At 48.6% G+C, this 14,469-nt stretch carries 10 protein-coding genes; 4 read left to right on the forward strand and 6 right to left on the reverse strand.

The genetic code is table 11. The annotated features are described in order from the left end of the window. The first annotated feature begins 74 nt into the window (after window positions 1-74). Complete coding sequence (locus IPP66_19895) at window positions 75-1,565, forward strand: TIR domain-containing protein (GenBank protein ID MBK9927539.1); 1,491 nt, start codon at window positions 75-77, stop codon at window positions 1,563-1,565. Here the strand turns inward: IPP66_19895 and IPP66_19900 are convergent, their stop codons facing one another. The 4 genes from IPP66_19900 to IPP66_19915 form a co-directional block, all read right to left on the reverse strand. After that, window positions 1,566-2,357, reverse strand: coding sequence for a transglutaminase family protein (locus IPP66_19900; protein MBK9927540.1), 792 nt, complete (start codon window positions 2,355-2,357; stop codon window positions 1,566-1,568). A 17-nt stretch (window positions 2,358-2,374) separates the two neighbouring features. Further along, window positions 2,375-3,367, reverse strand: a complete 993-nt coding sequence (locus IPP66_19905) for an alpha-E domain-containing protein (GenBank protein ID MBK9927541.1) — start codon at window positions 3,365-3,367, stop codon at window positions 2,375-2,377. Continuing rightward, window positions 3,368-4,759 carry a circularly permuted type 2 ATP-grasp protein gene (locus tag IPP66_19910; GenBank protein ID MBK9927542.1) on the reverse strand — a complete coding sequence of 464 codons (1,392 nt, stop codon included), beginning with the start codon at window positions 4,757-4,759 and terminating at the stop codon, window positions 3,368-3,370. A 197-nt stretch (window positions 4,760-4,956) separates the two neighbouring features. Then, a complete protein-coding gene (locus IPP66_19915; protein ID MBK9927543.1) occupies window positions 4,957-7,692 on the reverse strand; it encodes an alpha-amylase in 2,736 nt (911 codons plus the stop codon). A 185-nt stretch (window positions 7,693-7,877) separates the two neighbouring features. On the opposite strand from IPP66_19915, the gene IPP66_19920 reads away from it, so the two are divergent. Continuing rightward, a complete protein-coding gene (locus IPP66_19920; GenBank protein ID MBK9927544.1) occupies window positions 7,878-10,115 on the forward strand; it encodes a GAF domain-containing protein in 2,238 nt (745 codons plus the stop codon). A gap of 17 nt (window positions 10,116-10,132) precedes the next feature. Here the strand turns inward: IPP66_19920 and IPP66_19925 are convergent, their stop codons facing one another. Together IPP66_19925 and IPP66_19930 are read right to left on the reverse strand one after the other, a co-directional pair. Continuing rightward, window positions 10,133-10,660: a hypothetical protein gene (locus tag IPP66_19925; protein ID MBK9927545.1), complete on the reverse strand. Its 528-nt coding sequence runs from the start codon at window positions 10,658-10,660 to the stop codon at window positions 10,133-10,135. Window position 10,661: 1 nt separating this feature from the next. Beyond that, window positions 10,662-11,792, reverse strand: coding sequence for a hypothetical protein (locus IPP66_19930; GenBank protein ID MBK9927546.1), 1,131 nt, complete (start codon window positions 11,790-11,792; stop codon window positions 10,662-10,664). 97 nt (window positions 11,793-11,889) lie between these two features. Here IPP66_19930 and IPP66_19935 point away from each other — a divergent pair, with 97 nt between their 5' ends. Together IPP66_19935 and IPP66_19940 are read left to right on the forward strand one after the other, a co-directional pair. Further along, a complete protein-coding gene (locus tag IPP66_19935; GenBank protein MBK9927547.1) occupies window positions 11,890-13,155 on the forward strand; it encodes an aminopeptidase in 1,266 nt (421 codons plus the stop codon). Window positions 13,156-13,219: 64 nt separating this feature from the next. Next, the gene (locus tag IPP66_19940) at window positions 13,220-14,461 is read left to right on the forward strand and encodes an aminopeptidase (protein MBK9927548.1); all 1,242 of its coding nucleotides are present in this window, start codon (window positions 13,220-13,222) and stop codon (window positions 14,459-14,461) included. Window positions 14,462-14,469: the final 8 nt, after the last annotated feature.

The raw sequence follows: 14,469 nt of genomic DNA on the forward strand, positions 1-14,469 counted from the left end.
CATGTCGTTTTTTTGTTTACCGCTTTTGATTTTTAACCTATAATGGCATGAACATTATAGGAGAGAGATCGCCCATGAGTTCTTCAGCTACCCCGTTCTTCTTTATTAGTTATAGCCGCGAAGACAAAGCCATGCAAGAAAGGATCGTCCGCGAGTTGCGTGAACGCGGCGTCAATGTATGGGTGGATATTGAAAACCTCATCCCCGGCACCCCTGCTTGGGAACGCGAGATCGAGCGTTCGATACGAAATTCTTCTGGCATAGTAGTGCTCCTCTCGCCGGGCTCGGCCAGCTCAGAGTGGGTGCGGCGTGAGATCAGTTTTGCGGAAGAGAACAATAAACGTATCTTTCCTGTCCATATCCGCGGTGATGAAAATGACTCGATCCCATTACGGCTTTCCTCCCATCAACGCGTAGATCTACGAAAGAACTTCGAAAATGGCTTGGACTATCTGGCCGATACGCTCAAAAATTATCTGGGCATTACTTCCGTCGGACGGGCAATTCAGAATCAAAAACCCGCCTCCTTCGATATCTCCAAAATAGACATAAAAAAATATATCATCCCCGGTTTGATCGCGTTGGTAGCAATCACATGTATCAGCGGATTGTTCTTCGTGGCTAGCAGACTTATCAATCTGGGAAATATCACAAACAAACCGTCCACCGAAACTCAAGCCAATATAAACACAACACCCAATGAAGAAACGGTCACTGAAACTCCCACCCAGCCATCAACAACCAATGAGCCGACCGGCAAGATTATTTTCACCTGTGAAATAAAGGGAAGCGAAATCTGCATCATCAACCCTGATGGATCGGGTTGGAGGCAGTTAACCAACTCAGAATATGCATCCTTTAATGCGAACCTGTCTCCCAATGGTCAAGAAGCCGTTTATGTCATCAGCAATGGAAAATATACAGAAATCCACGAATTGGATGTGAACACCGGTGATTCCATTCAATTGACCAATTTCGGCAAGAATATTGGTTCACCCGAAATATCACCCGACAATAACTATATTATCTTCCACTATAAACCCGATGACAGCAGCACCCTTGAACTATGGCTCATGAACAAGGACGGTAGTGATCCTCACAAGTTTTACAGCAAATCGGGCAAGGATGTTCATGATGGCACCTGGTCATCGAATGGAGAGCAAATCCTGTTCGCGATGGGGAAAGGCGAAAACAATCAACTCTATACCATTGACATCAATGGAGGCGAGCCGCAATTGTTGAACGATAAAATTGATACCCGTGGAAGAAGCGATTGGTCTGCTAATGGCCTGATCTCGCTCGATCAGGGAGGCCCCTTTGCGCATGAGGTCTATCTTATGAACGAAGATGGGACCAATCTACATCAGATATCTCCCAAAGGCATGAATTCACAAGGAGCTAGTATTTCCCCAGATGGCAATTGGATCGCCTTCACTGCATACACCAATGTCGCAGAGAAAGACTTAAGCTCTTGTGAAATCTTCATCATGCGCGTGGATGGCACTGATGTACGTCAGCTTACGAGCAATACCTATTGTGATTATCAACCGCGATGGGGAAACTAACTACAGCGCCTTCACTGAAACAGCAACTTCCATTTTCTCTTTGGCATTGCCTTTGAAGATGCCGCGCGTCGGGGGGACATCTGCATAGTCGCGACCAACGGCCACACGGACGTATTGACCCGTCTGTTCGGTGTCGTGTGTAGGGTCGAGGGAGACCCATCCGCGCTCTGGGGTAAACACATCCACCCAAGCGTGTGAAGCCGCTATGTGTTCATTGTTATACAAATACCCGCTGACATACCGTGCAGGGATATTCTCCATACGGCAAGCCGCCAACATGATATGTGAAAAATCCTGACACACGCCACGTCCAAGAGCCAGAGCTTTATCGGCTGTGGTCTTTACATCAGTCGCGCCTTTTTCATATACAAGGTTCTTGAAGATAAGGTGCATGAAATTCAGAGCGGTATCCAGCGGGGTATCCGCTTTATGCGAAGCGAAGAAAACAGCCAGATCGGGAGTGTGAGGCGCGTACTCTGTCTGTGAAAGATAATTGAATTCATCCAACGGGGAAAAGTTCAGCGAGTTCGATATATATAAATCAGGGGTAAAGACCTCGCTCACAGCAGATACCATCAATCGTTGATGTGGTTGAATAAAATCAAAATGTCGCACATCATTACCAAACTGATCGGCATATCGCAAAACCATATCGTGCGGTTCGGTTATCAGACGAAATGAAATACAACGCTGTCCATCCACGTCAAGTGGCTTCAAACGCATTTCTGTATAAGCTTCACTAATAGGGTGATCGTAAGTGAAAGTGGTGGTGTGTTCGATCTTCAAATGCATAAATGGATTCAGCGAGATTATTGTTGCTGTTGTTGTTGCTGTCGCGGCCTTTCATCGGGAAGAATAACGCTGGTATTGAAATAGGTCCGGGCGATTTCATCGCCGATCGAATTGAGGCGGGTTAGAAATTTGCTCAGGAACGGATCCATATTTTCACCCAATACGTCGTGGATGTCGAGGTACTCCAGGTCTGCATTGAGGCGACCCAACACTCGACGAGGCGAATCGGGCCGTACAGGGACGGTTGGATCCTCGCCAATAGCATCTAACGTACGCTGACAACGATTCAAGCAAAACAAAACTCCACGCGGAAATTCATGATCGAGCAAGAGGTATTCCACTACCTTTTCAGCGCTCAACTGTCCGCCAGAGGCGCGGCGATATGGCTCAAAGGCGGCACACGAACGCAATAATGCGATCAACTGTAAAGAAGTCTCTGCTGGGCTTTTGGAAAAGAGATTAAGGTAATGATATTTGCCCTCTAAAATACGGGCTGTTTTATCCGCACGTTCAAGGTGCAACCCCAAACGAATAAACTGATACGGTTCACCGTGCGTCATGGTGGCGGATGTGATCCCCTGATATGCCTGTGCCCGGTCACGCACCAATTCGAAGAAATCAATTGGATTGGAAAACTCATTGGCCCGTTTGGTATCACGGACAAGAAAGTACAAACGATTGACGGCCTCCCACATCTCACTACTGATTTGTTCACGTACACCGCGCGCATTCTCTCGCGCACGTGTGATGCAGGAGACAACACTGTTCGAGTTGAGAGGTTCCCAGAATACGAAACGGCTTACCGATTGTGCATTGGCTTCGGTATGAAGCTCAGTGAATAGCGGGTCATCTCCATTAATCCCTACAACAGCTTCCCAGCCACGTTTCGCATCAGCAGGCTTGGAATCAAGCAAGGCGTTAAAATTGACCGCCAATAGGCGGGTCAGGTCTTCGGCACGTTCAATGTAACGCGCCATCCAATAGAGAGATTCAGCGACTCGTGAAAGCATTCAATCCCTCAATACCCAAGTATCTTTACTTCCGCCACCCTGTGAGGAATTTACTACCAACGAACCTTTACGGAGTGCCACACGGGTGAGTCCGCCCGGCACGACCACCACATCATCCCCATAAAGGATGTAAGGCCGCAGGTCCACATGACAGCCAGACAAACCATCTTCCAGCAGAGTTGGATGACGGCTCAATGCCAGAGTGGGCTGGGCAATATAATTTCGTGGGCTTGCACGAACTTGTTCTTTGAACTTCTCTCGATCATCCCTACTGGCATGAGGCCCCACTAACATACCATATCCACCGCTTTCATTAACCGCCTTGACCACCAACTTGTCAAGATTATTCAAGATATGGTCGCATTCCTTTTCACGCCAGCCAAGATACGTGGGGACATTATTCAGGATAGGTTCTTGCCCCAAATAGAATTTGATCATCTGGGGCGTGAAGGCATATACCGCTTTATCATCCGCAACGCCAGTACCAATCGCATTCGCGATCGTGACGTTCCCAGCGCGATAGGCATTGAGCAAACCTGCTACACCAAGTGCACTGTCCTGCCGAAAGTTCAATGGATCAAGATAGTCATCATCGACGCGGCGATAGATCACATCTACAAGTTTTAGTCCGCGCGTAGTGCGCATGTATATCTTATTTTGGTGTGCCACCAAGTCACGCCCCTCCACGATCTCAATGCCCATCTGGCGGGCAAGGAAGGTGTGCTCGAAATAAGCAGAGTTGAAGATGCCGGGGGTAAGCAAAACAACAGTTGCGTCCGAATATTCATGCGGTGCGACAGACCGAAGTGTATTCAACAATTCCTGCGGATAATGCTCGATAGGTTGTACATCATAACGCCCAAACAAATCGGCAAATGTCCGCTTCATGACCTGCCGGTTCTCCAACATATAACTCACCCCAGATGGCGAACGCAGGTTATCCTCCAGAACGTAGTACTGACCATCGTCACTACGCACAATGTCTGTGCCTACTACATGGACATAACGATCCTTCGGCACATTGAGTCCCATCATCTCGCGGCGGAAATGGCGTGAACTAAATACAAGTTCAGGAGGAATCAATTTTTCGCGCAAGATGCGTTGATCGTGATAAATATCGTGAAGGAAAAGATTGAGCGCCTGTACGCGCTGGGCAACCCCCTGCTCAATATGGCTCCACTCTGCACGAGGAATGATGCGCGGAACTAAGTCAAAAGGAAAAATCCGCTCGATACCTTGTTCCTGGCCATAGACCGTGAATGTGATGCCTTGATACAAAAACGCCGCGTCAGCGACACGGCGGCGCTCGGCAAACATCTCTGCCGTCATAGTTTGTAGATGGTCACGTAAAACCCTGTAATGCGGGCGCGGTTTGCCTGGCGATGAAAACATCTCATCATAGAACGGCGAAGGATCATATGGCCGAGACAAAACAGAGTTAGACGTATGGGGGATCACAATGTCTCATTTTTACCATTCGGGGCATTAATCACCCATTATCCGTATGGGTGATATTGTTTATGAAAGATAACATTTAAAAGAATATTCTATCTATTACAGAGAAACATTTACCCTACAAAACATCTGAGTCATTTTCCTGCTTTCTTCTTTACATCCTTCTTCGCAACTACTTTAGGTTTTGCCTTGGCTTTTACGGTCGTTGACTTCTTAAAAGTGGTTTTTGCTACAGCCTTACCAGCCTTCGCCATAGGTTTCTTTTTCGTTGGCGTTTTCTTCACTGCTGGCTTCGCAACAGGTTTAGCCTTTGTAGCTACTTTTTTCTTTCCTTTTTCTTCCTTATTCCCCACCGCATTCTTCCTAGGCTTCTTGACCTTCGCTTCTTCCAGAACTACTTCTTCCTTCACCCCAAACATCTCATTCCACTTCGCGGACATAGACTCCACGCCTAAGCCATTCAACTTATTATTTACCAATCCCCAATTACTATCATCCACAAACTGCCAATCCATGAAGACATGGTGCCGATAAGCGTGCAGTTCAACGTAGAGTCCCTTTTGCCAGAGTTCTTCACACGAGCGGATATACTCCAATCGTGTGACGTAATCTTTGAAGATGACGTACCCTTCGAACGGCAAGCTCAATGCTTCGGCAAGGGATTTCTGGCGGAGATCGCCTGTGGCTTTATCGAGATAGGCGGCAGAGGTTTTAATCCAGCCTTTGGTGTCGGCAAAGCGGTTGTGATAGAGGACGAGTCCGCGTTCGTCGTTGTGAACATTGGAATAGGCAAAAACGTTTTCGTCCACATGGCCGTTAGGAGCGTAAAGATCGTAGAGGAAGAACTGTTCGACATCAGCGAACAGATGTCGGCGGTGAAGAAGCGGGAAGATTTTCCAATCGTGTCCCGCAATTAATCCATCATTAGGTTGCTCGTCCATTTTCGGCTTACGGAATTCCATCCCGTATTTTTCACGGAAGCCTTCAACTTGTCCGTGACCGAACATGGGCAGGCCGGGCAATGTCGCGAGCACAGTTGCCACACCAAAATATTTATCGCCATCACCATATTGCTCGATGGCAGTCTTTTCATCGGGGTTGTTCATAAAGTTGACGTAACGCTTCAGGATTTGGGGATCAAACTCGAGCGTGTTCTTGATCGCCATGCGATATTTGGCATTGTCTTCATCGCGCAACATATGCATGAACGCGGAGTTGTACACGCGATGCATTCCCAACGTGCGGACAAAATATCCCTCGAGGAGCCAGAACGCCTCAGCGAGAAGCAATGTATCAGGGACTTCCTTCGCGACGCGGTCCACAACCTCGCGCCAGAACTCTTCGGGAATTGCCGCGTCAAACTCGGACCTGGTCATGCCGTGCTCAGACCGCGACGGAATCGCTCCGCCCGCACCGGGCTCGGGGAACCACAAGCGCTGGATGTGTTTCTTCGCCAGCGTCATCGCCGCGTCAAAGCGGATGACAGGGAAGTTACGTGCCACATGCAAAATGGTTTGAATGACCGCTTCACGCACCTGCGCTTGAGAATAATCAAGTTGCGCAGTGTCGTTCCATGGGAAGGATGTGCCGTCGTTGCCGTGATAGACGTAACGGATATCGCCTGTGTGATGATCGCGTCGCTGAAAGACTACGGATGCATCAGTCTTATCGTAGTAATGATCTTCGAGATAAATGCCCACACGAATATCATCGGAAAGATTCTCAGAACGGAAAGAATAAGAGGGATAGGGTGTATAAGGCAGGGACAGGAACCAATCGGGATGTTCAACCACCCATTGCGAGTCGATCCCCATGTGATTCGGCACCATATCTGCAGACAGTCGAATACCGCGTTGCCATGCACGTGTACGCAAATTCTCCAAAGCAGACCAACCGCCAAGGTCATCAGCGATATCGTATGAATGAAGCGAATATGCTGAAGCGACCGCATCCGCATCGCCCATGCGTTGTTTGATCTTTTGCGAAGCGCGCGAACGTTCCCAAAGACCAATCAACCATAGACCTGTGAAGCCACGGTCACGCAATAGATCAAGTTCTTCATCGGGGATTTGGTTAAGGGTCTTGATCCAACTTCCATATTTGCGAGAAAGCTGTTCAAGCCAGACATAAGAATTCTTCGCGATCAAAACCAGTCGTGGCATCCATTCTTTATCAGGGCTGTAGCGTTCATACTCAGCGTATTCGCCGCCGCTGAAAGACTGTAAAGGAATATCAGGTTTAAAATCGCCATGGGCCAAATGCTGATGGATGACTTCTTCACGCAGAAAGTCAATGCCACGAATGATGCGAGCAACAAATGCATCGCCAAGTAAACTACCCCATTTAGCAAGAATGAATTGCAGTTGTCCCTCAAGCGAGTTGGGAGATGCTTCAGCAGGTGCGCGCAAAATATCAAACAAAGAAGCTCCCCCACTTTCAGCATTTGGGGTCTCTTTTGCGGCTTGTGCAAAGAAGGAATTTAAAGAGGCGATCAGGTTTTTATATGCCGTCGGCTCCAAAGGTTCATCATCAACAAGGTCAAGCAAAGGGCTGATCGCTGGATTCACGTTATGAGTGAACACATAGATCAACTCTTCGATTGTTTTCACACGACTATCGGTCAATTTTGCAAGATATTCTTCAACCTTTGCTTCCCCGTGATACACATCCTCAGGCGGATACTCAGCAACGAACTTCTTTTCGGTTACATTTACTTGCTCGGCCCCAATATTTTGGTCTGCGGCCGTTACCGCATTTGCAAACACAGCGGATGGAGCAAAACGTTTCACCAGTACGCGCATGGCTTCGTCAATTAAGGATAAGGCATATAGGTCAGAAGCAGGTACCGGCTGGGTCCGATGCGCGGACATTTGGGACGCGAATTTCCGGGCGACGGAAAAATTATCGAAAGAGACACGTCCATCCGGGTGGAAGAAGTCCGAAGAAAATTGATAGGTATCGCGTGAGGTTCTTGTAATGTGCATATCGCAATGATAATACAATATTTAAAGGATTTGGGTTATACTTTGCGCCGATGTCCCAGCAAGTTTTGATCATGATTTTGCTTTTTATATTGACGACGGTCTATCTGCCCGTGGCAATTACCGTGCTTCGAAGGCACGAAGGGCAGGAAGCGGCCGCCGCTATGTTAAGCGCGTATTCGGGGGTTTCTCTGTTTTTAGGCGTTGGCGAAGCGTTGTTACAGGGCGGACAATGGCACATCCAGGAGCAACTTGCGAACGATCTCCAAATCTATGGCGCAGTATTGCTGGCTGTGATCTTATTGATGACGACACTGGAATTCACCCGTCGCGAAATATGGACGTGGTTAATCATCGGTGTGGTGTGGGGATTGCTCGTCACATCCATAGCATCGAATATTTTCAATCTTGGCGATGTGGTTTGGACCAATGGAGTATCAAAGCTAACACGCGATCGCCTTGCGCCAGCTATTGCGGCCCTAGGTTGGTTTGTGTTCACCGTTGGCGGATTGGTAACGATCCGTGCGGCGTATGCACGATCTCGTCAGCCACTCTTACGTAATCGCCTCAATTATTGGACTCCCGTCTTTCTTCTTATATTCATCAACGATGTTCTTTTGATCGCAGGTCGGCACATTCCGGGCAATCCGCTCCGTGTGGCGGCTGCGGTCATGGCCGCATACGTCATCATCACGCATAATCCGCCCGATCTGCGTGTGATCGCCCGTCGCTTATTGACCTATGTCATTACCACAGTCGTGATCGTGGCATTTTATGTTGCAGGGTATTCAGCATCACAAACCATATTCAAGGCGTTGCCCAAGTTCAGTCCTTTGGTATTGGGCGCCGGTATCGCGCTTGTTCTTTCGATCATATTTACTCCCCTGCTCTCTGTTATCCGCCGTGTGGTGGATAAGTGGTTCAAGCTTGAACAGATCCAGGCTACAAAAACACTGCACGCATACAGCCAACAGATCAGTAACATTCTCGATATGCAAAAGCTCGCCAACGTGGCGGTGGGCCTCATCATCGAGGCCATGGATATCACGCGCGGGTTCCTTTTCCTTGTAGATACTGAACATGGCGGCGATGGCACCAAATCCTATAACATTCGCGCGGTGCGTAATCCCGGAGAACGACAGATCAAAGTGTTGGCGCTGAACGAAGAAAGCCCGGTCGTCAAACACTTTCTGCAGGATCAACGCCCGCTTCTTCAATATGACCTTGACCTGCTCCCGGCATATCGGCCTGTTCCCACCATGGACCGTGACTGGTTCCAACGCCTTGAAGCCGAAGTGTACCTGCCCATCTTCTCCAAACGTGAGTGGATCGGTATGTTGGCCCTCGGTGCCAAGATCAATGGCAACCGTTACACCGAAGATGACCTTGTCACACTCGCCACACTCGCCAACCAAACCGCTGTTGCGCTCGAAAATGCGCGTCTCGTTGAAAACCTCATTCAATTGAACACAGAACTGCGTCAAGCCTATCGTGACCTCGATAAAGCCAATCGCGATCTCGAACGCCTCGACCAGACCAAATCTGACTTTATCAGCATCGCATCACATGAACTTCGTACGCCGCTCACCACCATGATCGGCTACACCGAAATGCTGATCGAAGACACGTCCCTGCCCGAGATGGCCCATGAAATGTTGAAGGGTATCTCCAAAGGAACAAGACGCCTGCACGAGATCGTCGACTCGATGTTCGACATCGCTCAAATTGACGCACGCGCACTGCAACTTCACTTGACCGCGGTCGATACAAGCCTTGTTATCAAAGATGTAGCCATGAGAATGGAAAAGACCGTCAAGGAACGCCAGCAATCGTTGACCGTCGAAATTTCATCTCTGCCCAGAGTAAAAGCAGACCCGAATCTTTTGGAAAAGTTATTCCAACATTTATTGAACAACGCCGTCAAGTTCACGCCCGATAAAGGGATGATCCGTATCACGGCCAAATCAAACATAAATAACGGCGACACAATTCCCAACGGCGCCATCGAGATCATCGTCAGCGATACCGGCGTGGGCGTTGACCCATCGGCACGCGATGTCATCTTCAGCAAGTTCTATCAGCCGGGTGAACTCTCCAAACACTCCACCAGCAAAACACGCTTCAAAGGGAGTGGCGCAGGTCTCGGTTTGGCACTCTCAAAAGGTATCGTTGAAGCGCACGGCGGGCGCATCTGGGTGGAAAGCGATGGCTACGACGAAACGAAATTTCCCGGTAGCCAGTTCCATGTCCTTCTACCGCTCGCAAAAGAAGAAACCATGGCGGGGACGGAAGTCAATTTTCAGATCAGATAACGCAGGCAAGCCCTGCGTTATTTTTTTGGTATAGCCCAACCGACCAGCCCATACAACAATCCCAACAAGATCAAAGAAAATTTGATCGTAGCGCAAATTGCAGCGACCGATGGATACGCTGAATCAAATGCGCCGCTCAGGACTTGGAACAACGCGAAATTCTCCACTGCATCGAACACCGCCGCCGCAAACGCCCCGTAGCCTGCCACAGCCCCGAGCGACCTGAGCCAACCCGTATATTTTCCTGCCGCAAGCAAAGTTCCGAATGCCAAAGCGAATGCATATACAGGCATAAAGAGATAATCAATGCCAAGGCCAAAGGATGCATTCAGCCAAGCCTCAGGTGACCATGAATAAACCATGTGCGCCGCACTTTGAGCATTACCCGCCAACTCAAATGAGACGATCCCACTCGGTGCATAAGAAGTTTGCAAGGGTTTATCCAGCACTCTGAAAACAGCAAGTAAGACCACAGTCAGAAAAAGAAACGTGAAGAAAAACCGTTTTCGCGAGTCCTGCGGTACAGATTCCAGTGGATGTCGCATTTTATATATTCTTCCTGTATACGCGATGATTTTTATACTCTACACCATTTAGGTTTTTCAGATCGGCGCGCATTTGCTCGGTGGATTCAGCAACCTGAGTCATTTCGACGTGGGCGAATTGCTTGAAACCCAAAAGGGTGTGTCCCATTTCAGAATAAAGGATGGCGTTTCCACCATGGCCATGAAACTCTGGCAAGATTCCCATGCCATTGACTGCAACCGTGTTGGTGCGCTTCAGTTCCAGGAGGATGTCGATCAATCCAAACGGGAACAGCCGTCCTTTAGAGCGTTGAATCGCGGCGGAGACGTCGTGAAAAGCAAAGAGGAAGCCAACCACTTCATCGCCATGGACAATAATCTTGATCAGGCGATGGTCCGCAACAGTCATAATATTGGAAACAACGAAATCGATCTCACGCGGTGTGAACGGATAATATTCCCAGTTGTGAATAAAGGCCTTGTTATATGCTTCGCCAATACGTGATGACCAGTCAACAAGCTCTTTTTTGTTCTTGAATTGTTTGATCCGCAAACCACCCCGTTGCATCGCTCGCTGTGTAATACGTTCCACACGTTCAGGGATCTGAAATTTATCGGCAGGCAAATAACATGAAACGAAATCCACCTCTTTTTCAAAGCCCTGCGCCTCGACAAGTTGTTGATAATAGGCATGGTTGTAATTCAACATGGTCATCGTATTGCGGTGTTCATGCCCGAAAACTAAAACGCCATATCCATCGAGCGGCCCCATGCCTTTCGGCCCGATCACATGATCCAACCCACGTTGCTTTGCCCAATCGAACACCGTATTGAACAAGGCGGTTGCGGCTTCTACATCGTTCTCGCATTCAAAGAAGTAAAAATCAGCCGTTTTGGTCTTATGATATTCATTGAACGGCCTGTTCTCAATGGCGGCAATACGACCGATATCCCTGCCATCGCGCACAGCCAGGAAAAACTCCACATCCGAATGTTCGTGAAAAGGATGCTTTTTTCGGTTGAGATAGGTATATGCGTCAACATTGAGCAACGGTACCCACTGTGGGCAGTCCTTATAAATCCGATGGGGTAATTCTACAAACCGCCTAACCTGTGTCTTGTTATCCGTATCCACTTTTTCGATGGTAAGCATAAAAACTCCTGAAAAAAAAATGACTTCCCTGCCGCCGAATATAACACCGCTCGCCCGCATAGGGTTCATGCTATACTACGGAAAAAGGAGCCTTATGATGTTAACAAACGAGCAATACCAGGAACTGCTCCATAAATACGCTGAAGCCATCGTCAAAGTCGGCTTGAACTTGCGCAAAGGACAGCGCCTCATTATCACCAACGCCACTTCACGTGGCGTACCACCTGCAGGGCGGGATCTTGTTCATGAGGTAACCAAATCCGCCTACGGGGCAGGCGCAAAGTATGTGGAAGTGATCTGGGGCGACGAAGAAATGAACCGAATTCGCCTACAGAGCGCTTCAGCAGACACACTCGGTGAATATCCGATATTCCATGTAAATGCGATTACGGATATTATCAAAAATGGGGATGCTCTCCTATCCATTTATGCCAATGACCCAGATATTTATTCAGGTTTGGATTCCGAACGCGTTGCCGCCATGCAGAAAAGCCATTTGCAACACTACTCCCCTGTTGTTGCAGAGGTCAGTCGCAATGCCATCAACTGGTGTGTAGTCGCATCTGCCGCGCCAGCATGGGCCATGAAAATATTCCCTGATCTTGATCCCGCAGAAGCAAATGACAAGTTATGGCGAGCCATCTTTGAGACAACGCGCGCCACCCAACCCGATCCTGTTGCCGCATGGGTGGAACATATCCAGAACCTCGTCAAGCGCGGGAAGTACATGCAAGGCAAAAAATATTCAGCACTACACTACAAGGCCCCCGGTACAGACTTCACCCTCGGCCTACCGCAAGGACATCGCTGGGTTGCGGCGCGTATGCCCGCCGAAAACGGCGTGGACTTCACAGCCAATATGCCCACCGAAGAAATATTCACATTGCCTGATCGCTATCGTGCCGAAGGCACCGTGGCCGCAACCTTCCCGCTCAGCTATGGTGGTAGCCTCATCGAAGATTTCAGCGTCACCTTTGAAAAAGGACGCATCGTAAAAGTCAACGCCAAAAAGAACGAAGCCATTCTGCAGAAGCTTATAGATACCGACGAAGGTTCCACACATCTTGGCGAGGTGGCACTTGTCCCTGCATCTTCCCCCATCGCCACACGCGGACATCTCTTCTACAACACGCTTTTTGACGAGAATGCATCCTGTCATCTCGCCATCGGACGCGCTTACCGATTCACACTTACGGGTGGAGAGGAATTGAACGACGAAGAGTTTATCGCCGCTGGAGGCAACGTCAGCCTTAACCACGTCGATTTCATGATCGGCTCTCCACAAATGGATATCGACGGCATCAAAGAAGATGGCTCCCGTGAACCTGTAATGCGCCAGGGCGAATGGGCGTTCGACGTATAAAGAAAATGCTTATGTCCTTCAAATTCACTTTGAAGGACATAATTTTTATGGGAATAAATAAACGATGAATCAACAAGAGTTTGATGTAATGCTTGCTAAATATGCAGATGTGATTGTAAGGGTGGGGCTAAGTCTGCGAAGTGACCAAAGACTTCTTATAAGAGGAATTCTCGAAGACGCCGCTCTCATTCGCAAAGTGGCAGAAAGTGCCTATAAATCAGGCGTGAGATATGTAGATATTTTGTGGATGGATGAACTATCTGATCGTATTCGCATGGAACATGCGGACGAGGAAACATTGACAGAGGTCCCTGAATGGATTCTTCAACGCTTTGAAGAATACTACAAACGAGGCGATGCAGAACTCGCCATCAGTTCAACCAACCCAGACTTGTATGAAGGGATCGACCCAGAGCGTGTTGCAAAGAATCGAAAAGCTGTTATGGAAAAGGTCGTTGGTCAGATAAGAAAATATGAAAACGTGTCCAACTGGTGTGTGGTCGCAACCGCCACTCCATCATGGGCTCAAAAGGTGTTCCCAGGAATACCTGTCGAAAAAGCGCAGGAAAAGCTTTGGGATGCAATTTTCAAAGTCTGCCGAATCGACCTGCCCGACCCCGTAGCCGCCTGGCAGGAACACACGAAAAAACTTAACCGCTACAAGGATTACTTGAATAACAAAAGATATACCGCCCTACAATATAAATCTCCAGACACTGATCTCACCATTGGCCTGACCGAAAAACAATATTGGCAGGGTGCTCAAGAGACATTTAAGAACGGTGTCACCTGCACGCCCAACATCCCAACGGAAGAAGTCTTTACTGCACCCCACAAAAACAAAGTGAATGGGCATGTCCGCGCTACACGCCCATTGAATCTCTATGGAAGTTTGATCGAAGATTTCTCGGTCACATTTGAAAATGGAAGTGTTACAAAGATAACCGCTAAAAAGGGAGAAAACAATCTGCGCAAGTTGATCGAAACAGACGAAAACGCCTCTCGTCTCGGGGAGGTTGCCCTCGTTGCAAACAGTTCCCCCATCAACCAAAGCGGGATACTCTTCTACAACACGCTTTTCGACGAGAATGCATCCTGTCATATCGCTCTTGGTAATGCATATCGCAGCTCCATGATAGGTGGCCCCGACATGACCGATGAAGAGTTTGCAGCCGCAGGCGGCAATAAGAGCCTTGTCCACACGGACTTCATGATCGGGTCTGCTGAAATGGATATTGATGGTGTCAAAGAAGATGGTTCCCGTGAACCTGTTATGCGCCAAGGCGAATGGGCGTTTGAAGTTTAGTCTCCACA

Source organism: Candidatus Defluviilinea proxima (genome assembly GCA_016721115.1).
Taxonomy (GTDB): domain Bacteria; phylum Chloroflexota; class Anaerolineae; order Anaerolineales; family Villigracilaceae; genus Defluviilinea; species Defluviilinea proxima.